The organism is Micrococcus luteus (genome assembly GCF_014138885.1).
GTDB lineage: Bacteria > Actinomycetota > Actinomycetes > Actinomycetales > Micrococcaceae > Micrococcus > Micrococcus luteus.
The window spans coordinates 1-21567 of record NZ_JACJIK010000001.1 but is presented as its reverse complement, the minus strand read 5'-3'; the positions used below and the strand labels follow the sequence as shown (position 1 = coordinate 21567).

The following is a 21567-nucleotide window of genomic DNA, read 5'->3' as shown; positions in this document are numbered from 1 at the left end:
TCCCCGCGGGTCCGGTCAGAGCAGACCGGAGTCCGGCACGTCCAGGCCCAGCAGCGCGTTCTCGACGACCTCGGTGAGGGCCGGGTGGGGCCAGTACTGGCCCCGCGCGAGCCGGTGGGCGTCGATGCCGAACGCCATGCCGGTCACGAGCGGCTGGATGAGGTTCGCGGCCTCGTGCCCCAGGATGTGCCCGCCGAGGATCCGTCCCGTGGCCTTCTCCGCGACGACGGTGCACACGCCCTCGGTGTCCTCCATGGCCCAGCCGTAGGCGACGTCCCCGAAGGACTGGGTCTTCACCGTGATCGCGTCCGCCCCGTAGTCGGCGAGTGCCTGTTCCACCGTGAGCCCGACGGAGGCCGCCTGCGGATGGGTGAACACGGCCGCCGGCACGGGGCCGAGCGTGTTGGCGCGGAGGTCGTCCGGATGCTCCAGGTTGTGCGCGACGACGCGGGCCTCGTGATTGGCCACGTGCTTGAGCTGCCACGTGTTGGCGACGTCCCCGAGCACGTAGACCCCCTCCACCGGTGCACCGTCGGAGAGTGCGCGCTGATGCTCGTCGCTGGCCAGGACGCCGTCGTCGGTGACGTCCAGTCCCGCGGCGGCGGGGTCGAGGCGGTCCGTGTTCGGCGTCCGGCCGACCGCGATCAGCACCGCGTCCGCCTCGATGGCCTCCTCCACGATGCCGGTCTGCTCCTGGCCCTCTGCGCGATCCAGGCGCACCCGGACCCAGCCGTCCGCGGCCCGCTCGGCGTCCTCGACCGGTTCGATCCCGGCCGGGGTCCACCCCGTGCGCAGGTCCCACCGCCGGGCCGCGATCTTCGTGAACGTCGTGGACACGGACATGTCGTGCTGCTTGAGCAGCCGGTGGCCGCGGTTGACCTGGACGACCTCGGTCCCCAGCCCGGCGAAGACGGAGGCGAACTCGCAGGCGATGAACCCGCCGCCCACCACGAGCAGCCGCCGCGGCAGCCGATCCAGTCGCATCACGGTGTCCGAGGTGTGCACCGACGGCAGGTCCAGGCCCGGGATCGCGGGGAGGGTGGGCCGCGACCCCGCGGCGACCACCACCTGGTCCGCCGTGATCTCCCGGCCCGAGGCGGTGCGCACGCGGCGGGGGCCGACGAAGCGGACCTCCTCCTGGATCACGCTCGTGTAGTCCAGATCGTCCCGGCGGTAGCGGAGCCCGTCGCGGCTGATGCCGTCGATGCGCGTGAAGATGCGGTCCCGGATGGCCGGGAAGTCGGCGCCCGTGAACTCCAGCCCCACCCCGAGGCTCCGAGCCTCGGGGGGCAGCGCGGCCAGGCCGGCCGGGTAGGCGTACATCTTGGTGGGGATGCAGCCGACGTTCAGACAGGTGCCGCCGAACGTGCCGGAGTCGGCGATCACGACGCTCCGGCCCTTCCAGTGTTCGCTGATCAGGGAGTTCCCCGATCCGGAGCCGATGATGAGCAGGTCGTGGTGTTCCGCAGAGGTGGCCATGCCTCCCAGGATAGGCACGGGCCCGGACGCGGTGGCGTCCGGGCCCGTGGGGCGGCCCGTCGGCGGCGGGCTCACGCGGGGCTCACTCGATCACGAGCAGCAGGTCTCCGCCGTTGACGGGCGTGACGCCCTCCGTGACCACGCGGCGCACGGTGCCCGCGGCCTGGGCCGTGATCGCGGCCTCCATCTTCATCGCCTCGATCGTGGCCACCGCCTGGCCGACCTCGACGGCGTCGCCCTCGGCCACCTGCACGGTGACCGAGCCCGCGAACGGGGCGGCGACGTGGCCGGGGGTGCCGGGGTCCGCCTTCTCCGCGGTCCGCACGGTGGACTCGATCGAGCGGTCCCGGACGGTCATCTGGCGCAGCTGGCCGTTCAGGGTGACCATCACGGTGCGCATGCCCTTCTCGTCCGGCTCGGAGACGGACATGAGGGTGGCGAGCAGCCGCACACCGCGTCCGAGCGAGATGACGTGCTCGCGCCCGGGGACGAGGCCGTAGAGGAAGTCGCGGGTGTGCAGGGTGACGGTGTCCCCGAACTCCTCGCGGTGCGCCTCGAACTCCTTCGTGGGGCCGGGGAAGAGCAGGCGGTTCAGCACCGCGCGGCGGGTCTGTCCGGCCTCGGCGAGGGCGGTCGAGTCCTCCGCGGAGATCTCCACCATGCCCGCGCCCTCGCGGCGACCCTGGAGGGCCTTGGTCCGGAAGGGCTCCGGCCAGCCGCCGGGCGGGTCGCCGAGCTCGCCGCGCAGGAAGCCGATCACGGAGTCCGGGATGTCGAACTCCTGCGGACGCTCCGCGAACTCCTTCGGGTCCACGCCGGAGCCGACCAGCTGCAGCGCCAGATCGCCCACCACCTTGGAGGACGGGGTGACCTTGACGAGGTGGCCGAGCAGGTCGTCGGCCGCGGCGTACATCGACTCGATGGCCTCGAACCGCTCCCCCAGGCCGAGCGCGATCGCCTGCGTGCGCAGGTTGGACAGCTGGCCGCCCGGGATCTCGTGGTGGTACACGCGGCCGGTCGGGGCGGGCAGCCCCGCCTCGAAGGGCGCGTACGCCGAGCGGACGGACTCCCAGTAGGGCTCCATCGCGGTGGCGGCCTCGAGGCCGAGACCGGTGTCCCGCTCGGTGTGCTCGAGCGCCGCGACCAGGGCGGACAGCGGCACCTGGCTCGTGGTGCCCGCCATGGACGCGGTGGCCGCGTCGACGGCGTCCACGCCGGCCTCCGCCGCCGCGAGCAGGGTGGCCAGCTGGCCGCCGGCGGTGTCGTGCGTGTGCAGGTGCACGGGCAGGTCGAACTCGGCGCGCAGGGCGGTGACGAGCTCGCGCGCGGCGGCGGGCCGCAGCAGGCCCGCCATGTCCTTGATCGCCAGGACGTGGGCGCCGGCGTCGACCATCCGGCGGGCGAGGCCCAGGTAGTAGTCGAGCGTGTAGAGCGTCTCCTTCGGGTCCGTCATGTTGCCCGTGTAGCACAGGGCCGCCTCGGCCACGGCGGTGCCCGTGGCACGCACCGCCTCGATGGCCGGGGTGATCTGCTCGACGTCGTTGAGGGCGTCGAAGATGCGGAACACGTCGACGCCGGACGCCGCGGCCTCGGCCACGAACGCGTCCGTCACCTCGGTGGGGTACGGCGTGTAGCCCACCGTGTTGCGGCCGCGCAGCAGCATCTGGATCGGGATGTTCGGCAGCTCCGCGCGCAGCAGCTCGAGGCGCTGCCACGGGTCCTCGTGGAGGAAGCGCAGCGCGACGTCGTACGTCGCCCCGCCCCAGGCCTCCACGGAGAGCAGCCCCGGCAGGGTGTGCGCGACGGCGGGCGCGGCGGCCAGCAGGTCGCGCGTGCGGACGCGGGTGGCCAGCAGGGACTGGTGGGCGTCGCGGAACGTGGTGTCCGTGACGGCCAGCGCGGTCTGTTCGCGCAGGGTGCGGGCGAAGCCCTCGGGGCCCTGCTCCAGCAGCACCTGACGCCAGCCGTGCGGGGGCGCCGCGTCCTCGTTCCGGCTCGGGCCGTCGAAGGGCGAGCGGTCCGGCTCCTGGTGCTTGTCGCCCGGGTGCTCCGGGAGGCGGTCGCGGGGGTCGATGCCCTCGATGCGCGGGCCGTGCGGCTGGTTGACCGTGACGTCCACGAGGTACTGCAGGGCCTTGGAGCCGCGGTCCTGGGAGCGGTTCACCGTGGCCAGCTCGGGGTGCTTGTCGATGAAGTCCGTGGCGACGTCGCCGCTGACGAACTGCGGGTCGTCCATCACGTTCATCAGGAACGGGATGTTGGTGGCCACGCCGCGCACGCGGAACTCGGCCAGGGCGCGGCGCACGCGGCGCACGGCCGTGGCGTAGTCGCGTCCGCGGCAGGTGAGCTTGACCAGCATGGAGTCGAAGTGGGGGCTGATCTCCGCACCGGCGTAGATGGTGCCGCCGTCGAGGCGCACACCGGAGCCGCCGGCCGAGCGGTAGGCGGTGATGGTGCCGGTGTCCGGGCGGAAGCCGTTGGCCGGGTCCTCGGTGGTGATGCGGCACTGGATGGCGAAGCCGCGGACCTGGAGGGCGTCCTGGGTGATGCCCAGCTCGGGCAGGGTGGCGCCGGCGGCGATGCGCAGCTGCGCGCCCACCAGGTCCACGTCCGTGACCTCCTCGGTCACGGTGTGCTCCACCTGGATGCGGGGGTTCATCTCGATGAACACGTGCTGGCCCGCACGCTCGCCCGCCGTGTCCACGAGGAACTCGACGGTGCCCGCGTTGACGTACCCCATCTCCTTGGCGAAGGCGACGGCGTCCCGGTGCAGGGCCTGCCGGATCTCCTCGTCCAGGTTCGGGGCCGGGGCCATCTCGATGACCTTCTGGTGGCGGCGCTGGAGCGAGCAGTCCCGCTCGAAGAGGTGCACGACGTTGCCCTCGCCGTCGGCGAGGATCTGCACCTCGATGTGCCGCGGCCGCAGGACGGCCTGCTCGAGGAACACGGTGGGGTCGCCGAAGGCGGTGTCCGCCTCGCGCATCGCGGCCTCGAGGGAGCCGCGCAGGTCCTCGCGGCGCTCGACGCGGCGCATGCCGCGGCCGCCGCCGCCGGCGACGGCCTTGACGAAGATGGGGAAGCCGATCTCCTCGGCCTGCTCCAGGAGCCACTCGACGTCGGCGCTCGGGTCCGAGGAGGCCAGGGTGGGGATGCCCGCACGCTTGGCCGCGCGCAGGGCCTCGACCTTGTTGCCGGTCAGCTCGAGGACGTCGGCGGGCGGGCCGACGAAGGTGATCCCGTTCTCAGCCGCGGCACGGGCCAGGCCGGCGTTCTCCGACAGGAAGCCGTAGCCCGGGTAGATCGCGTCGGCCCCGGCGTCCTTCGCCACGCGGATGATCTCGTCCACGTCGAGGTAGGCGCGCACGGGGTGGCCCTCCTCGCCGATGCGGTAGGCCTCGTCCGCCTTCTGGCGGTGGATCGAATTGCGGTCCTCGTAGGGGAAGACGGCGACGGTGCGGGCGCCCAGCTCGTAGCAGGCGCGGAAGGCGCGGACGGCGATCTCGCCGCGGTTGGCCACCAAGACCTTGGAGAAGACGGCGCCGGCTCCGGTCGACCCGGCCGCGTCCTCTGGAGGGGTGAAGTTCTCGACAGGTGCGGTCATGGTTGGGAGTGTGTCACACCGCGCCGGAGTTCCGCCTCATGTCGCGCACAGTCACCGCTGCGAGACGAAAGATGACTGACTCGGCCCTCCGGGGCGCCCCGGGGTGGAGGATCAGGCGGAGCGGCGGGCCCGACGCCGCCCGGCCAGCTCGTCCCCCGGCTCGGGGGCGCCGACCACGCTCTCGCGGGGCAGCTCGGCGAGGCTGCCCTCGACCTCGCGCCACACGCGGCCGACGGCGATCCCGAAGACGCCCTGGCCGCCCTGGACGAGGTCCACGACCTCGTCCGCCGAGGTGCACTCGTACACCGAGGCGCCGTCGCTCATCAGGGTGATCTGCGCCAGGTCCTCGACACCCCGCTCGCGCAGGTGGCCCACGGCGGTGCGGATCTGCTGGAGCGAGACGCCGGTGTCCAGGAGGCGCTTGACGACCTTGAGGACGAGGATGTCGCGGAACGAGTAGAGCCGCTGGGAGCCGGAGCCGGAGGCGCTGCGGACCGTGGGGACCACGAGGTCCGTGCGGGCCCAGTAGTCGAGCTGGCGATAGGTGATGCCGGCGGCCTTGCACGCGGTGGGACCGCGGAAGCCGACGTCGTCGCCCCGGGTCGCGCCCTCGTCGAAGAGCGTGCCCTGGGTGCCGAGCGCGGGGGGCCGGCCAGGACCTGCAGTGGGTGTCACGGGGAACCTCCTGGTGCGGGGCCCCCGGTGCGGGGAGGGGGACGCGACCGTCGTGTGCCGCCGGTGACCGTGGCGGCGCTCCCCGGTGACCGTGGGGAGGGCGACGGAGGCGCCCCGGGTGGCGGGGCCCTCTTCCCCTCGAAGGTACGCGCGGGTCCGGGGGCGGTCAACGAAGCCGGCGGCGAGGCCGCGCCGTGTCGCGCCGGCTCCGCTCAGGCGAAGTCCTCGGGGCGCACGGTGTCCAGGAAGTCGCGGAAGTCCTCGACGGCGCGCTCCTGGCCGGCGTCCTCCTCCCCCGTCCGCGCCGGCATGCCGGCGTCCGCGAGCACGGCGGGGCTGCCCAGCACGGGGGCGTCGGCGCGCAGGGCGACCACGACGGCGTCCGACGCGCGGGCGTCGACCCGGGCGCCCGTGGAGAGCACGAGCTCGGCGTGCACGACCTCGTCCCGGACCTCGGTGAGGCGCACCCGCACGACCTCGGCGCCCAGGGCGTCGACGGCGGCCAGGAGCAGCTCATGGGTGAGGGGCCGGGGCGCGCGGACGCCCTCGAGCGCGAGCGCGGCGGCGGCGGCCTCGGGCGCGCCCACCCACAGCGGGACCATCGTGCGGCCGGGCGGATCCACCAGCAGGATCACGTGGTGCTGTTCGGGCAGCTCGACACGCACGCCGAGCACGGAGAGCGGCACGTCGCCGGCGTCGTCGGCGGGCACGGGGCGCGGCTCAGTCATCCCACTGCTCCAGTCCCACGGCCACGAGGGCCGCATGCAGCCGCAGGCTGGCCTGCGCGATCTCGCGTGCCGAGCGGGCCACGCGGGGGCGGGTGCCGGCGTCGCGGCGGGCCTGCAGCGGGGCGACGGCGCGCTCCACCAGGCCCAGTTCGCGGTCGGCCGCGGCCCGCAGCGGGCGGAGGTGCCGGGGCTCCAGGCCGTGGCCCGCGAGCACGACGGCGGCCCGGGCCACGTCCATCGCGTGGCTCGGGTAGCCGCCGTCGGGATCGACGGGCAGGAGCGAGTACTGATCCAGCTCGGCCAGCAGCTCCTCGCCCGCACCGGATTCGGCGGCGAGCTCGGCGCGGGTCCACGACCGGCGACCCCCGGCGACCTCGCGGCCGAGCCGCTCCGCGTCCGAGGACGCCGGGACCGCCGCGGTTCCGGGCAGGCCGGTGGGGCGTTCGCCGCGGTCCAGCGCGGCCAGGTGGTCGGCGATGACCTTGAGCGGCAGGAAGTGGTCGCGCTGCAGGGCGAGGACGAACCGGAGCCGGTCCACGTCCCCGGGCCGGAAGCGCCGGTAGCCGGCGGGAGTCCGCTCGGGCAGGACGAGGCCGCGGTCCTCCAGGAAGCGCACCTTGGACGCGGTGACGCCGGGGAATTCGGCTTCGAGGGCGGCCACGACCTCGCCGATGCCCAGCCGGCCCGCAGGGCGGGCGGCGGGGACGGCGTCGGGTCGCGGGCGCGGATCGGTCACGGGGATGACGGCTCAGCCCCGCGCCGGTGCGGCGTAGTACGTGAGCCGGTATTTGCCGATCTGCACGTGCATCCCGGAGCGCAGCAGGATCTCGTCCACGCGGTCGTGGTTCACGAAGGTGCCGTTGAGGGAGTTCAGGTCCACGAGCCGATGGCCGCCGTCCTCGGCCCGGAACTCCGCGTGACGACGGGAGACCGTGACGTCGTCGAGGAAGATGTCCGCGTCCGGGTGGCGCCCCACGGAGACCACGTCCTCGTCCAGCAGGAAGCGGGCGGACTGGTCCGGGCCCTCGTGGGCGAGCAGCAGCGCGGAACCGGCCGGGAGGGCGCGGATCGCGTCCGACTCCTCGCGGGTGAGGTCCGCCGAGACCAGCGGCGCCAGCTCGGTGAGGTTGATGGCGGAGGTGGACAGGTCCGGTTCACGTCCGGGCTGGTTCATGGGGTGCTCCTGTGCGGGGGCCGGCGCCGCGGCGCCGGATGGAGAGACGAAGGGGACGCCGTCGCCCCGCCGGCCAGCGACGGGGCGACGGCGGACGGGGCTCAGCTGGTGTGCGAGGCGTAGCCCTCGGCGTCCATGAGGCCCTCGAGCTGGGCCTCGTCCGCGAGGGTGATCTCGAACAGCCAGCCGCCCTCGTAGGGGGCAGAGTTGACCAGGCCGGGCTCGCCGTCGAGCTCGTCGTTGACGGCGGCCACGGTGCCGGAGACCGGGGCGTAGATGTCCGAGACGGACTTCGTGGACTCGACCTCGCCCACCGCGGTGCCCGCGGTGACCTCGGTGCCGACCTCCGGCAGGTCCACGTAGACGACGTCACCCAGCGCATCCTGGGCGAAGTCGGTGATGCCCACGCGGACCGTGCCGGCGGCACCGGCCTCGGCGATCCACTCGTGCTCGGCGGAGTACTTCAGGCCTTCGGGGATGGAGCTCATGGAGTGCGCGTCCTTTGTGTGGTCGGGAGTGATGACGTCGTCTCGCAGACTACCGAGCGGCGCGTGATTCGCGCCACTGGCGCGCTCAGAGCACGCCGCGCATGCCGCGACGCACCGGCTTGGCGATGGCCAGCACGAGCAGGCCCACGCCCAGGGTGACCGCACCGATCATGCCGAAGTAGCCCACCTCGTTCTGCTCCGAGTAGGAGCCGGCCAGGGAGCCTGCCAGGGCCGTGCCCAGGGCGACGGACAGGTTGTACAGCGACACCATCATCACCGGGTAGCTGCGCGGGGCGACCTTGGTGGCCAGGGAGAGGCCCACCGGGGAGACGAGCAGCTCGCCCATGGTGCAGACGAAGAGGATCAGCGTCAGCCACAGCAGCGGCACGGCGACGACGTCGGCCACCGGGATGAACAGCAGGAAGGCGATGCCGATCAGGACGATGCCGATGCCGAACTTCACCGGGGTGGCGGGCTGGCGGGCGCCCAGCTTGGTCCACAGCGCGGCGAACACCGGGGCGAACACGATGATGAAGATCGGGTTGATGGAGTTGACCCACTCCATGGGCATGAGCCAGCCGAACAGGTTCCGGTCGAGGCGGTGCTCGGAGTACAGCGCGATCACGGTGAACTGCTGCTGGAAGAGGGCGAAGAACACGGACGTGCCGATGAACAGCGGGATGAACGCCTTCACGCGCGAGCGCTCCTCCTCCGTGACCTTCGTGGAGGTCAGCAGGACGGCGAAGATCGCGATGGCCGCGACGGCGGCGAGCACGACGACGGCGTCGGAGAGGTTGCCCAGGGTGACGACGCCCGTGAGGAACAGGACCACGACGACGGCGACCATCCCCAGGCCGATCAGGCCCCAGCGGCCGTACTGCGACCGCGGCAGCGGATCCGGGACCCGGTGCACGTCCGTGGGCAGGTTCTTGCGGGTCAGGGCGTACTGCGCCAGGCCGATGGCCATGCCGGCGGCGGCGAGGCCGAAGCCGACGTGGAAGCCCAGCGTGTCCCGCGCCAGGCCGGTCAGCAGCGGGCCGAAGAGGGCGCCGATGTTCACGCCCATGTAGAAGATGGAGAAGCCGGCGTCGCGCTTGGGGTCCTCGCGGGAGTACAGGGAGCCGACGAGGTTCGTGGCGTTGGCCTTGAGGCCGCCCGAGCCGACGGCGACGAGCACGAGGCCGAGGGCCAGGCCCGGGACACCCGGGACGAGGGCCAGCGCGATGTGGCCGAACATGATCCCGACGGCGCTGATGAACATGGTGCGCTCGGAGCCGAGCAGGCGGTCGGCGACCCAGCCGCCGAGGATGCAGAACACGTACACCATGCCGCCGTAGGCGCCGACGATGCCCGTGGCCACGGCCGGGTCGATCCCGAGGCCGCCCTCCGCGGCGGTCCAGGACATGTAGTACACGAGCATGGCCTGCATGCCGTAGAAGGAGAAGCGCTCCCACAGCTCCACGGAGAACAGGTTCGCCAGCGGGCCGGGCTGGCCGAGGAACGGGCGGCCGCGCCAGTCGGGGGTGGCGTCGTCGGGACGGGTGGCCGTCGACGCCGCCACGCGGGCGGGCGGCTCGACGTCGGGCACGCGGCCCGCGAGAGGATTCTGGGGATTTTCCACCGATCCACTGTCCTCCTCCGAGGGAGTCAGGGCAAACTCCCTGCCCGGTGACGCCGATCACATCCGCTGCCCGCGCGGCGTCCGTCCTAGAGTGGAGGCCGTGTCCGTCACCTCCGAGATCGCCCGTGCCCGCTCCCTCATCCGCGTGGTCCCCGACCATCCCAGCCCGGGCGTGGCCTTCCAGGACATCACGCCCCTGCTCGCGGACGCCCGCGCCCTGAGGGCGTGCGTCGAAGCCCTGGTGGCGCCGTTCGAGGGGCGGTTCGACCTCGTGGCCGGCCTCGAGGCCCGCGGGTTCCTGCTCGCCGGGGCGGCCGCCGTCCTGACCGGCACCGGCCTCGTGCCGCTGCGCAAGGCCGGGCGCCTCCCGGCTCCCGCGGCCCGTGCGGACTACACGCTGGAGTACGGGAACGCGAGCATCGAGGTGTCGGAAGACCTGCGGGCCGGGTCACGGGTGCTCCTGCTCGACGACGTCCTCGCCACGGGCGGCACCCTCGCCGCCGGCCGACGGCTCATCGAGGCGCGGGGCGCGGAGGTGGTGGGCGCGGCCTGCCTGCTGGAGCTCACGGCCCTTGGCGGCCGGGCCGTCGTGCCGGACACGCACGTGCTGTTCGCGTCCTGAACCGCCCCGCCCGACCGACGGAGAGTGGCGGACCAGGCTGCTCCGCGCCGGGTACGACGAAGCCGGAGCCCCGAACTGCTGAACTCCGGCTTCGTCGACGTGGTCGGGCTAGCGGGATTTGAACCCACGACCTCTTGACCCCCAGGCGTCCAGACCGTTCATACTTCTCCGAAAATGCGACGTGACGGCGTAGCCGAGCTCCAGATGCTCGGCCGCGTAGTCGGCCGGGATCACGACGGAGCCACCTCGCTTCCGGCCAGCACGGCGGAGGGCGAGGGAGTCGTCGTCGCGGACGTCGGTGACCGTCCACCTGTTGCTGTTGCTGACCCAGCCACGCCCGGAGCGCAGGCGCCGGTCGTTGTGTCGGGTGATGACGGTGTCCCCGGCGGCGGCGCGGGTGCCGTCGTGCAGTTCGACTTCGCGGAGGGCGTTCACGATGCCGTCAAGGATCAGCTCGGCGCGGGCTCGCCGGTTGAGGGCGAGCACGGCTTCGTTGGAGTCGGCCACGAGCACCGCCGCCCGCCCGGCCAGCGTGTCGGCGCGCCACGCCCGGTAGGCGACTTCGACCATCGCCTCGCTGTCGCCTTCGGCGATGCGGCCGTGGTCCGCGTAGGCGTTGATGACGCTGGTGTCGCCGTGGCGCAGGCCGAGGGAGGCAGTCTTCTCCCAGGCGTGGGCGAGGCGGTGCACGGCGGTGAGCTCGGGGGCGTCATCCCGGTCGTGGACGAGCATCGCGTAGGCGCCGGCCGCGGTCGGCAACTGGAGCTGAGCGTAGTCCCCGACGACCAACGTCTTCGCCCCGGCCGCGGTGGCGAGGGCGGTGATGCGGTCGAGGGCGAGGGTGCCGGCCATCGACGCCTCATCGACGATGACGAGCTGCCCCCGGCGGAACGTGGCCCCGGTGCGGTCGTGGGTGTCCAGCCACTTCGCCGTGTTCTCGGCGGCAATCCCGAGGTCGTCGGCGAGGACGTGCGCCGCGACCGCGGACGGAGCGAGGCCGACGACAGAGCCTCGGCCGTGCTCGTGCTCCCACGCTCGGCGCAGCGCGTTCATCGCCGTCGTCTTCCCAGCCCCGGCCGGCCCTACGAGCACGTCGATCATCCGGCCTGACAGCGCGATCCTCGCCAACGCGTCCGCCTGGTCCGGGCCGAGGGTGCGGCCCTCCCGGTCGGGCCGGGCCGTGATCCGCTCTACCGTCGCCAACGGCACGGTCGGGCCGGTAGTGGTGCGGGCGCGCTCGAGGAGGCGGTCTTCGGCCGCCAGCAGAACCTCGGAGGAGAACACGGCCGAGTGCTTCGGCCGGAACACTGATGTGCCATCCGGGCGGCGGAACGCCGCGGGGCTCGAAGCGAGCTCGGGCGGGGTCAGCCGCAGCGACACGGACTCGGCGGCGTCGACCACGAGGCCGACGATCGCTTCCCGGTCTTCGGTGGAGGCGAACCTGTAGCCGGTGGTCTGCCGGGCGGCCTCGGCCATCAGGTTCTGAGCCGCCCCCTTCATTCGGTCCGGACGTTCTGTGAGTCGCCGGTTTCCATTTGATGGGTGCACTGCCGAGCGTACTCGGCTGGGGTTAGGTAGCCGAGCGAGGAGTGCCGGCGGTGGTGGTTGTACTCGTCCTTCCAGTCGCCGATGATGACCTGTGCGTGCAGCAGCGAGTAGAAGCTGTTGATGTTGAGGCACTCGTCGCGGATCCGGCTGTTGAACGACTCGACGTACCCGTTGCGCCACGGCGAGCCCGGAGGGATGTAGGACAGGCCGGTGCGGGTGCCGGCCCAGTCGGCCATCGCCTCGCTGATGAACTCCGGCCCGTTGTCCGACCTGAGCACCGCCGGGGCGCCCCGGGCGGCGACGAGGTCCTCGAGGTGGGCGGTGAGTCGGTCGGCGGTAATCGAGCGCTCCACGAGCCCGCCGATGCACTCCCGGGTGTGTTCGTCGACGATCGAGCAGATCTTGATCGGTCGTCCGTGCTCGTCGGCGTCGAACTGGAAGTCCACCGCCCACACCACGTTCGGCGCGTCCGCCGTCGGCGCGTCGACGGTCGAGGACCCGACGCGCTTGCGTCGACGCCGCTGCGGGACCCGGAGCCCTTCGTCACGCCACAGGCGTTGGATCTTCTTGTGGTTCACCACCCACCCCTCGGCGCGGGCGTCGTGATACGCCCGCCGATACCCGTAGCGGGGATGGTCCTTCGCCCAGGCGCGCAGCCACTCCCTGAGCGCCCGATCCGGGTCCGCGACCGTGTCGCCCTTGAGCGGTCGCCGGTACGCGGAGCGGCTCAGCCCGACCAGACGGCACGCCATCCGTTCGCTCACCCGCAACTTGCCCTTGAGGTGATCGACGGCGGCGCGGCGCCTGTCCGGGCTTAGAAGTTTCCCTCAGCCAGCTCCTTGAGCGCGGCCTTCTCCAGCTCCGCTTCCGCGAGCAGACGCTTCAGGGTCGCGTTCTGCTTCTCCAGCTCCTTCAGGCGCTTTGCGTCGTCGGCCTTGAGGCCGCCGTACTGGTTCCGCCACCGGTAGTACGTCTGCTCGGACACCCCGAGCTCCCGGCACACCGCCGCGACGTCCTGACCATCGGCGAGCATCCTGTCGGCCTGCCCGAGCTTACGGACGACCTGCTCGGGGGTGTGACGCTTCCTGCTGTTCGTCATGATCTGACCAGTCTCCCTGCCCGCGACCGCGGGCAACAGGACGACTCTCATAACGACTGGACCTACGAAACGGGGTCAGCCCAGGGGAGACCTTTGCGTGGTGCGCCATCTCGCTGCCCTGGTCCCTTACCAGCGAGGTCTGCATCATCCGGGGCAGCTCGGTGAAGTACTCGATCACCGCGTCCGCGGGGGCCCTCGGCGTGTTTCGAGGGCAGGGCGAGCGGGCCGGTGAACCCGCTCATCCGCTCCACCAGCGTCGCCGCGCACGAGGACCCGTTCTTCCCGATGATCAGGTCGCCCTCCCAGTGCCCGGGTACCCGCCGCTTCGCCGCGTCCTCGCCACGCTCCGCGATCGGGACCATCCCCACGATCGGCCCGCCTCGGGAGCGGCCGTGCGTGCGGGGCCGGCGCTTGGTCCGTTTGGACTGCAAGAAGATCCCACGCTTGGCGAGTTCTCCGCGGGGGATCGCGTAGATGTACTGGTAGATCGCTTCTCCGCTGACGGTGCGGCCCTGAGCGTCGGGAGAGTTCGCCATGCGTTCAACGGTCGGGTCTGCGGCCTCCAGACGCAAGCGACCCGCGATCTCGTTCGGCATCCATGACGCTGCGAGGTCGGCGTTGACGCGGGCCTCGAGTACCGGGTCCTTTGCCACTTTCCGGACCTGTGGGCGAGAGCGCTGGCGTTGCGCTTTCACGTCCGCGGTCACGGCTTGATAGCCGCGCGTCTTCGTCGAGTTCGGTCGAAGCTCTCTGGAGACCACCGAAGGGCATCTACCCAGGTGAGACGCGATCTTCCGGACTCCCCACCCGGCCTTCGATCCCGTCGAGATCTCCATCCGCTCCGTGAACGTGAGTCGCCGCCGCACCATCCCAGGCCTCCTCGCCTCGAGCCCCCACCGACCGGGAGTGTTGCTACGACGCTATGACACCACCAACCGACAGTCATCTCTTGCCGATTTACATCCAGCCGACGACCTGAATGAAGCCAGCAGCCGAATGCACTCGACGGTCTACGTCGAAGTCGTGGTCTGGTCCAGGTCTCGGCGTCCCTTGCGGAGCCCGATTTCGTAGGCTGTAAAGGAAATGAGCGTCAGTGCGATTAACGGCAGCACGAACCACGCCATGGCTACGGTGAATCCCTCCAGTGCATCGTGCGCTGTGGCAGCCAGCACAAGGTATCCGGTGTAGGCGGCGTACAAAACCACGAACAAGCCGCCCTCCCAACGCGCCACCGCGAAGCCCGTGAACGCGATCGGCAGTAGTGCCACTGCGGCCGCCAGCATTACTGGGATATCGAAGGCCACTGCGGCGCCGGATACGGGAATGCCCTCAAGAGAGATGAGCGCGGTTAGTCCTAGCACTACCCCTATGTTGAAGATATTGCTGCCGACCACGTTGCCCACCGCTAGGTCGCGTTCACCGCGACGCACGGCAATGATGGACGTCGCCAGCTCGGGCAGCGATGTCCCGACAGCCACAACGGTCAGTCCGACCACGAGGCTGCTTACGCCCAACGTGGTGGCTATGTTCACTGCTCCTTCCACGAGCAGCGTGGCACCGGCGACCAGCAACGCGACCCCCAGCAGCACAAAGAAGAGCGACCTGCTGACCGAGGCGCCTAGCGCAGCCCCTTCCTCGTCGGCTGGATCGACGGTTGCCGAATCTCCTGTCCCTTCCCGGGCATTCACCGCGGTCTTGGCGTCCCGCCGACTAATCACCACGGACATTATGGTGTGGACCACCACACCGAAAAATAGTATCAGCCCGTCCACCGCACTGATCCTCCCATCCAGGGACACAAGGAGCAGTAGAACTGACAAGACGACCATCAGGGGCAGGTCAAAGCGGATCAGCCTCCGCTTTACAGCGAGGGGAACGACCAGCGCGGACAGTCCCAGGATGAGCAGGACATTAATGATGTTGCTGCCAACCGCATTGCCCACGGCAAGCCCCGGTTCATCACGCAGTACAGCACCGACGCTCACTGCGAACTCGGGTGCCGACGTCGCCGCTGACACTACGGTGAGACCGATCACCAATGACGAAATCCCGAAACGTCCGGCCAGTGCTGACGCCCCACGCACCAGAAATTCCCCACCCAAGACCAGCAGCACCAGTCCGGCCACGATCCGTCCAATATCAAGCGCATCCATGAGTAGGAGTGTACGGACCACAGTTCAGGCCCTGCCACGAGCACCCGCTGACCTCGAGATTTCACTGGGGTGTGGTCTCGACGGGTGGGCGTCATAGAGAAAGGTGCTCCTGGCCTGGGATGATACGGGGTGTCGAGTCTCGTAATCCCTGGCCGGAAGGAGCACCTTTCAGGTGTCCCACCCTACCGTGTTCTTCTACCCCCGCCCGCGTGTGGACGTCGCTGAGGTCCCGGCGGCCTCGCATGCGGGCGCGGTGCTGCTGACCGACACGATCCACGCCACCGGCCTCGCCTCTTCGCTGCGTGAAGCGTTGGGTTCATGGACGAAACCGCTGGCCGAGCATCACGCCTCCAAGGTCCTGCTGGACCTCGCGATGACTCTCGCGGTGGGCGGGGAGGTCGCCCGTGACACCGACCTGCTGCGGTGCGAGCCGGGCCTGTTCGGTGACGTCGCCTCGGCCCCAACGATCTCCCGCACGCTCACCACCCTCGCTGAGGACGCGCCCGCCGTGATGACCGCGATCGCCAGGGCTCGCAGGACCGCGCGCGAGCAGGCCTGGGCCCTGGCCGGCGAGCATTCCCCGGCCGAGGGGACGAGCGCGAAGACCCCGCTGGTCATCGACCTCGACGCCACCCTGATCAACGTCCACAGTGAGAAGGAGCAAGCCGCCCCGACGTTCAAACGCGGCTTCGGCTACCACCCTCTGTACGCGTTCCTGGACCACGGCAGCGAAGGAACCGGGGAACCGCTCGCGATCCACCTTCGCCCCGGCAACGCGGGCTCGAACACCGCCAGCGATCACATCGCCGTCACCCGTCTGGCCCTTGCGCAGCTCCCACCGGCCCTGCTGGGCCGGGGCGGGCGGGGATCGAAAAAGGTCCTGATTCGCACCGACGGGGCCGGCGGCCCCAAGGACTTCGCGGGCTGGCTGGAGCGGCAGCGTCTGGCCTACTCAGTCGGGTTCACCCTCCCCGCGAACACTCCTGACCTGTTGGAACGTATTGATGAGGCGAAGGCGTGGACTCCTGCCTACGACACCGACACCGAAGGGATCCGCGATGGGGCATGGGTCGCGGAACTGACCGGACTACTGGACCTGCCCGGGTGGCCCCCGGAATGCGGGTAACCGTAAGGAAGGAACGCCCCCACCCCGGAGTGCAGCTACGGATCACCGATCACAAAGGGATGCGGATCACTGCGTTCGCGACCAACGCCCCACGCGGCCAGCTTCCAGTGCTGGAGCTGCGTCACCGCCGCCGCGCGCGCTGCGAGGACCGGATCCGCAACGCCAAGGACATGGGCCTGATGAAGTTCCCGCTGCAGGGATTCGCGCAGAACCAGGTCTGGTGCCAGATCGTCCAGCTCGCCGGCGTCATCGTCGCCTGGATGCAGGCCATCGCGCTGGCCGGCCATGATGCACGTCGCTGGGAGCCCAAACGGTTTCGCGCACGGTTGTTCGAGATCCCCGCGACCATCGTGCGCCGCTGTCGGCACAAGATCCTGCATTCGAGGCTCATCGCATTTGAGGGTGTAGCAAGGGTCTGAAGCCGCCTGATTCGAGGAGGCTGCGGGCGATGTAGTTGGTGAGGTTGCGGAAGCCGAGGGCGGAGCCGCGCAGGTGTTCGAGCCGGCCGTTGATCGCCTCCGTCGGACCGTTGCTGGTGCCCAGTCGCTCGAAGAACGCCAGCACGTCGGCGGCGCGTTTGGTCAGTGTCCGGCCGAGCTTGCCCAGTTCCTCGAGGGTGTCGGGGACCTTCTTGCTCAGCGCCGCGATCACCTTCTCCATCTTGGCCTTAGCCTTTGCGCGGTCGAATTCTCGATACGCGGCGACCATGGCCTGGTAGATCTCCCAGGCCGCTTCGACCGCGGCGTGCTTCTCGTGGGCGAAGAGGACGCTGAGGTGTTCTTTTTGGCGGTCGGTCAGCAGGCTCATCCCGGTGTGGAGGGTGCGGCGCAGTTCGGCGCAGTTGCGTCCGGCAGAGTGGTGTACGAATCCCGCAGCACGTTGACTCCGGTTGGCGTGTCGACCGCGAAGTAGAAGCGGTCACCGCGGGGGGCGTGTCAACTTGTCTGTGTAAGCGGGGTGGTCACAGGTAGGGGTTGATCCGGTCGGGGTAGGCCGCGGCGAGCTGGGCGAGGGCCTGCTTCCAGTTCGTGACGGCCTGGCCTTCGACGAGCCGGCCCTGGGCTTTGCGCTGGCCGGCGGGTTTGCCCCGGTCCCGAGCGCGTTCGGCGGCGCGTTTGTCTTCGATGTTGCAGATCGCCAGCCAGAGCAGCTTCACCGCCGCCTCGGTCGAGGGGAAGTGGCCGCGGTTCTTGGTCACCTTCCGTAGCTGGAAGTTCAGCGACTCGATGCTGTTGGTCGTGTAGATGACCTTGCGGAGCATGGGTGGGAACTGCAGGAACGGGATGAACCGCTCCCAGGAGTTCGCCCAGGTCGCGGCTGCAGACGGGTACTTCGTGCCGAGCTCGGAGGCCTCGAACTCGGCCAGCGCCTTCCTCGCGGTCTCTTCGTTGGGGGCAGTGTAGATCGGCTTCAGCGCGGCGGCGACCTTCTTGCGGTCCTGGTAGGCCACGAACCGCATCGCGGCCCGGATCAGGTGAACCACGCAGGTCTGGACCATCGAGTCCGGCCACGTCGCCTCGATCGCCTCCGGCAGGCCCTTGAGCCCGTCGCAGCACACGATCAGCACGTCCTGCACGCCCCGGTTGGCGAGATCGGCGCAGACGTGGGCCCAGAACGCCGAGCCCTCGGTGTCCTGGACCCAGATCCCCAGCACGTGCTTGATGCCCTCGAGGTCCACGCCGACGGCGATGTAGGCGGCACGGTTGAGGACCTGGCTGTTCTCTCGGATCTTGATCCGGATTGCGTCGAGATAGATCACCGGATAGAACTCCTCCAGCGGCCGCGACTGCCACGCCAGGACCTCTTCGCTCACGGCGTCGGTGATGTTGGAGATCGTCTCGTGCGACAGGTCCGTGCCGATCGTGGAGGCCAGGTGGTGCTGGATGTCCCGGATCGTCATTCCGCCGGCATAGAGGCTGATGATCATGTCATCCAGGCCCCCGAGGCGCCGCTGGCCCTTGGGCACCAGGCGCGGGGTGAACGACCCGCCCCGGTCTCGCGGGACGTCCAGCTCGATCGGCCCGACCTCGGACTCCACGGTCTTCGGGGTGGTCCCGTTGCGGGAGTTGGCGTGCTTCGGCGCCTCGCTCGAGCCCTTCTCGTAGCCCAGATGGCTGGTCAGCTCGGCCTGCAGGCCCCGCTCGAGCGCGGCCTTGACCAGCGCGGGCACGAACCCGCCGTCACCGGTGAGCTCGACGCCGCCCGCGTCGATCTGCGCGAACAGGGCATCAAGCTGCCCTGAGGCTTTCAGCTGCTCGACCAGGTCCTGGCCCGAGGGCTCGCCTGGGTTCTTCTCGTCGATCATGGTCATGATTCTTACCGTTCCTCTCGGTACGGCTTACACAGACCATCTGACACGCCCACCGCGGGAGGCTTTCGAGGAAACTCTCACATCCCACTCGAAAGGGACACCCGCGATGACCGCTCCCCACGATATCGACCCCCAGGCGTTTCTGTCCGATCTGCTCACCCAGGCCTCGCCGGACTTGATGCGTCAGATGCTCACCACCTTCATCAATGCCCTGCTGTCGGCCGAGGCTGACAGCGTGTGCGGCGCCGCCTACGGCGCCCGCTCGGATGAGCGCACCAACCGGCGTAACGGCTACCGGCACCGGGACCTGGACACCCGCGCCGGCACCATCGACGTCGCGATCCCGAAACTGCGCGAAGGCACCTACTTTCCCGACTGGCTCCTGGAGCGGCGCCGCCGCGCCGAGGCAGCGCTGACCACGGTGGTCGCCACCTGCTACCTGCTCGGCGTCTCCACCCGCCGGATGGACAAACTGGTGCAGACTCGGCATCACGGGCCTGTCGAAATCGCAGGTCTCAGAGATGAGTAAAGACCTGGATGCGCAGGTCGAAGCGTTCCGCACCCGGCCGCTCGATGCTGGGCCGTATCGGTTTGTCGCCGCCGACGCGCTCGTGCTCAAAGTGCGTGAACACGGCCGGGTCGTCAAGGTCGCCGCCATGGTCGCCACCGGCATCAACAACGACGGCTACCGCGAGATCCTCGGCCTGCAACTGGGCACCGCGGAGACCAGGGAGGGGTGGCTCGGGTTCTTCCGTGATCTGGCTGCCCGCGGCCTGTCGGGGGTGGAGCTGATCACCTCCGATGCCCATGCCGGGCTGGTCGAAGCGGCCGGGGCGGTGTTCGGGACGGCGCAGTGGCAGCGCTGCCGCACCCACTACGCGGCCAACCTGATGGCGGTGTGCCCGAAGTCGCAGTGGCCCGCGGTGAAAGCGCTGCTGCACAGCGTCTACACCCAGCCCGACGTCGAGGCGGTGATCGCCCAGTACGAGCACATGATCGACAGCCTGGCCACCCATCTGCCGGCCGCTGCCGAGCACCTCGAGGGCGCCCGCGATGAGGTGCTCACGTTCACGAAGTTCCCGAAGGAGGTGTGGAAGAAGATCTGGTCGAACAACCCGAACGAACGGCTCAACAAGGAGATCCGGAGACGCACCGACGTCGTCGGCATCTTCCCCAGCCGAGTCGCGGTGATTAGACTCCTCGGCGCGGTGCTGGCCGAGCAGCACGACGAATGGACCGAATCACGGCGCTACATGAGCCTGGAATTGCTGACCGCGACCGACACGATGCTCGCCGAAGCAGCCGCGAAAGCCGCGGCTGAACAAGCCGCCCTACAGGTCAGCGACACCATGACCGACGACCCCGGCCACGCGGCACTCGCCGCCTGACAACCCACCCGACCACGAGGAACCCGACAAAGCCTCGATACACAGAGATGATGGATTCGGCTCCGGCGCCGGCGTGACCCGAAATTACACGGACGCCGTTCGCGGCTGTCTTTTTGTGGATCTGTCCGTCGACGCCGGGGTCGCTGCGGGCCGGGCGGGCACATGACTTGATAGGAGCCTGACCGGAAAGTCGTCTCACCTTTGTGCTGTCTGCACTCACCCGACCCGCGGTGACGTTCATCACCATTGGAAGGGAATCCCGTCAATGACGAGCATGACACTCGACCCGCCGCTGACCAACCCGTTGCCACCAGGCTCCGAGTTGGTCGCCGGGGTCGACACGCACAAGAAAACGCATCACGTCGCGATCCTCGATCTCGTGGGCCGACCTGTCGCGGACCGAGAGTTCCGTGCCGACGGTCGCGGTTACGCGCAGATCGTCGCGTTCCTCCACGCGCACGGTGATGTCGTCCGTATCGGGGTGGAGGGAACGGGGTCGTACGGGGCTGGCCTCGCACGCGCGCTGACCACGGCGGGGCTGACCGTCATCGAAGTCGCGCGACAGGACCGGCAAGCCCGCCGTCGTCGCGGCAAGTCCGACCCCCTCGACGCCCACCAGGCAGCGGTCGCTGTCCTCGCAGGAACGGACACCGCGATCCCAAAGTCTGGTGATGGCGCGGTCGAGTCGATGCGGATCCTCCTCGCAGAGCGGCGCTCGGCGGCCAAGGCCAGAGCGCAAGTGATGAACCAGATCCACGCGCTGCTGATCACCGCACCCGAGCTCGTGCGACAGGCGTTCCGCGCTCTCAGCGGGCAGCGTCTGGTGAACACGCTCGCCAAGACTCGGCCCGGAACAATCACGTCCCCCGATCCCGCGGTCGTCGCCCGGCAGACACTGCGACGGTTCGCGGTCCGACACCTCACGATGCAAGCCGAGATCGACCTGATAGAACAACAGTTGGAGATGCTCGTCCGGCAGGTCAACCCCACGCTGCTGTCCCTGAGCGGAGTCGGTCCTGTCACTGCAGCGACGCTCCTGGTCGCCGCCGGCGACAACCCCGAGCGGCTCGGAACCCGCGCCAGCTTCGCCGCTCTCGCCGGTGTCGCCCCGATCCCCGCCTCCTCCGGACAACGCACACGGCATCGACTCTCTCGCGGCGGGAACCGGCACGCGAACGCCGCGCTGCACCGGATTGTGCTGTTGCGCATGCGGCATCGCGAGCCTCGGACGATGGCCTACTTCGAGAGGCGTCGTTCGGAGCAACTCACCGACCGTGACATCATGCGCTGCCTCAAACGACACGTCGCGAACGAGATCTATGCCGCTCTGCTCAATCCCGCCACCGACAATCCCGTCGGGCGCGAACTCCGAGCACGCCGACAAGCGAAAGGCATCCCGATCAGCGTTCTCGCCGCCACTCTCGGCGTCCCCTACCAGCGGCTCCGACGACTCGAGATCGGCACTCGCGCCGACCCTGAACTCGAGGCCCGAGCGACCGCCATCCTGGAGCAGATCAGCCCGCCACTGGCCGCTTGACAGCAATAGGAGCATCC

Annotated in this window: 13 protein-coding genes and 5 pseudogenes; 4 read left to right on the top strand and 14 right to left on the bottom strand. The window is 70.0% G+C overall.

What is annotated here, in order from left to right; translation table 11 throughout:
- Positions 1–15: 15 nt before the first annotated feature.
- The 8 genes from HDA34_RS00090 to HDA34_RS00055 form a co-directional block, all read right to left on the bottom strand.
- Complete coding sequence (locus HDA34_RS00090) at positions 16–1479, bottom strand: mycothione reductase (RefSeq protein ID WP_134377090.1); 1464 nt, start codon at positions 1477–1479, stop codon at positions 16–18.
- Between the two features lie 82 nt (positions 1480–1561).
- Positions 1562–5080, bottom strand: coding sequence for a pyruvate carboxylase (locus HDA34_RS00085; protein ID WP_134377089.1), 3519 nt, complete (start codon positions 5078–5080; stop codon positions 1562–1564).
- A 111-nt stretch (positions 5081–5191) separates the two neighbouring features.
- Positions 5192–5755 (bottom strand): MerR family transcriptional regulator, encoded by a 564-nt coding sequence (locus HDA34_RS00080; RefSeq protein ID WP_036384587.1) that lies wholly within the window; start codon positions 5753–5755, stop codon positions 5192–5194.
- 212 nt (positions 5756–5967) lie between these two features.
- Positions 5968–6483 carry a bifunctional nuclease family protein gene (locus HDA34_RS00075; RefSeq protein ID WP_073116584.1) on the bottom strand — a complete coding sequence of 172 codons (516 nt, stop codon included), beginning with the start codon at positions 6481–6483 and terminating at the stop codon, positions 5968–5970.
- Positions 6476–7219 (bottom strand): transcriptional regulator FtsR, encoded by a 744-nt coding sequence (gene ftsR, locus HDA34_RS00070; protein ID WP_060974307.1) that lies wholly within the window; start codon positions 7217–7219, stop codon positions 6476–6478. The genes HDA34_RS00075 and ftsR overlap by 8 nt, the downstream gene beginning before the upstream one ends.
- A 12-nt stretch (positions 7220–7231) precedes the next feature.
- Positions 7232–7657 (bottom strand): FHA domain-containing protein, encoded by a 426-nt coding sequence (locus HDA34_RS00065; protein ID WP_049146965.1) that lies wholly within the window; start codon positions 7655–7657, stop codon positions 7232–7234.
- A 101-nt stretch (positions 7658–7758) separates the two neighbouring features.
- The gene (gcvH, locus tag HDA34_RS00060; protein WP_002854607.1) at positions 7759–8145 is read right to left on the bottom strand and encodes a glycine cleavage system protein GcvH; all 387 of its coding nucleotides are present in this window, start codon (positions 8143–8145) and stop codon (positions 7759–7761) included.
- A gap of 85 nt (positions 8146–8230) precedes the next feature.
- Positions 8231–9766, bottom strand: a complete 1536-nt coding sequence (locus tag HDA34_RS00055) for a peptide MFS transporter (protein ID WP_134377088.1) — start codon at positions 9764–9766, stop codon at positions 8231–8233.
- A gap of 100 nt (positions 9767–9866) precedes the next feature.
- On the opposite strand from HDA34_RS00055, the gene HDA34_RS00050 reads away from it, so the two are divergent.
- Positions 9867–10388 (top strand): adenine phosphoribosyltransferase, encoded by a 522-nt coding sequence (locus HDA34_RS00050; RefSeq protein WP_036316668.1) that lies wholly within the window; start codon positions 9867–9869, stop codon positions 10386–10388.
- A gap of 174 nt (positions 10389–10562) precedes the next feature.
- On the opposite strand, the pseudogene HDA34_RS00045 reads toward HDA34_RS00050, so the two are convergent.
- From HDA34_RS00045 to HDA34_RS00030, 4 genes and pseudogenes are all read right to left on the bottom strand, one after another.
- A pseudogene (locus tag HDA34_RS00045) lies at positions 10563–11870 on the bottom strand (AAA family ATPase); the annotation flags it as partial.
- 14 nt (positions 11871–11884) lie between these two features.
- Positions 11885–13035 (bottom strand): IS3 family transposase gene (locus HDA34_RS00040; protein ID WP_131661471.1). Its coding sequence is split into 2 segments (ribosomal slippage): positions 11885–12765 and positions 12765–13035, totalling 1152 coding nucleotides; the frame shifts between segments, so codons are not numbered across the junction.
- Between the two features lie 85 nt (positions 13036–13120).
- A pseudogene (locus HDA34_RS00035) lies at positions 13121–13904 on the bottom strand (IS30 family transposase); the annotation flags it as partial.
- A gap of 141 nt (positions 13905–14045) precedes the next feature.
- Positions 14046–15188, bottom strand: a complete 1143-nt coding sequence (locus tag HDA34_RS00030; protein ID WP_043282823.1) for a calcium/sodium antiporter — start codon at positions 15186–15188, stop codon at positions 14046–14048.
- A gap of 172 nt (positions 15189–15360) precedes the next feature.
- On the opposite strand from HDA34_RS00030, the pseudogene HDA34_RS00025 reads away from it, so the two are divergent.
- Positions 15361–16733, top strand: a pseudogene (locus HDA34_RS00025) (IS1380 family transposase).
- Here the strand turns inward: HDA34_RS00025 and HDA34_RS00020 are convergent.
- Together HDA34_RS00020 and HDA34_RS00015 are read right to left on the bottom strand one after the other, a co-directional pair.
- A pseudogene (locus HDA34_RS00020) lies at positions 16702–17166 on the bottom strand (transposase); the annotation flags it as partial. The pseudogenes HDA34_RS00025 and HDA34_RS00020 overlap by 32 nt on opposite strands.
- A gap of 109 nt (positions 17167–17275) precedes the next feature.
- Entirely contained in the window at positions 17276–18619 is a 1344-nt protein-coding gene (locus HDA34_RS00015) for an IS256-like element ISMlu11 family transposase (protein WP_012750929.1), read from the bottom strand.
- Between the two features lie 112 nt (positions 18620–18731).
- Here HDA34_RS00015 and HDA34_RS00010 point away from each other — a divergent pair.
- Positions 18732–20013, top strand: a pseudogene (locus tag HDA34_RS00010) (IS256 family transposase).
- A 274-nt stretch (positions 20014–20287) separates the two neighbouring features.
- Positions 20288–21550 carry an IS110 family RNA-guided transposase gene (locus tag HDA34_RS00005; protein WP_220482113.1) on the top strand — a complete coding sequence of 421 codons (1263 nt, stop codon included), beginning with the start codon at positions 20288–20290 and terminating at the stop codon, positions 21548–21550.
- Positions 21551–21567: the final 17 nt, after the last annotated feature.

What these genes read in the sequence shown, in the direction of transcription:
- HDA34_RS00075 (WP_073116584.1), bottom strand. Translation starts at nt 6,483, where the DNA reads ATGACTGAGCCGCGCCCCGTGCCCGCCGACGACGCCGGCGACGTGCCG.
- HDA34_RS00030 (WP_043282823.1), bottom strand. Translation starts at nt 15,188, where the DNA reads ATGGATGCGCTTGATATTGGACGGATCGTGGCCGGACTGGTGCTGCTG.
- HDA34_RS00005 (WP_220482113.1), top strand. Translation starts at nt 20,288, where the DNA reads ATGACACTCGACCCGCCGCTGACCAACCCGTTGCCACCAGGCTCCGAG.
- HDA34_RS00085 (WP_134377089.1), bottom strand. Translation starts at nt 5,080, where the DNA reads ATGACCGCACCTGTCGAGAACTTCACCCCTCCAGAGGACGCGGCCGGG.
- gcvH (WP_002854607.1), bottom strand. Translation starts at nt 8,145, where the DNA reads ATGAGCTCCATCCCCGAAGGCCTGAAGTACTCCGCCGAGCACGAGTGG.
- HDA34_RS00090 (WP_134377090.1), bottom strand. Translation starts at nt 1,479, where the DNA reads ATGGCCACCTCTGCGGAACACCACGACCTGCTCATCATCGGCTCCGGA.
- HDA34_RS00065 (WP_049146965.1), bottom strand. Translation starts at nt 7,657, where the DNA reads ATGAACCAGCCCGGACGTGAACCGGACCTGTCCACCTCCGCCATCAAC.
- HDA34_RS00015 (WP_012750929.1), bottom strand. Translation starts at nt 18,619, where the DNA reads ATGATCGACGAGAAGAACCCAGGCGAGCCCTCGGGCCAGGACCTGGTC.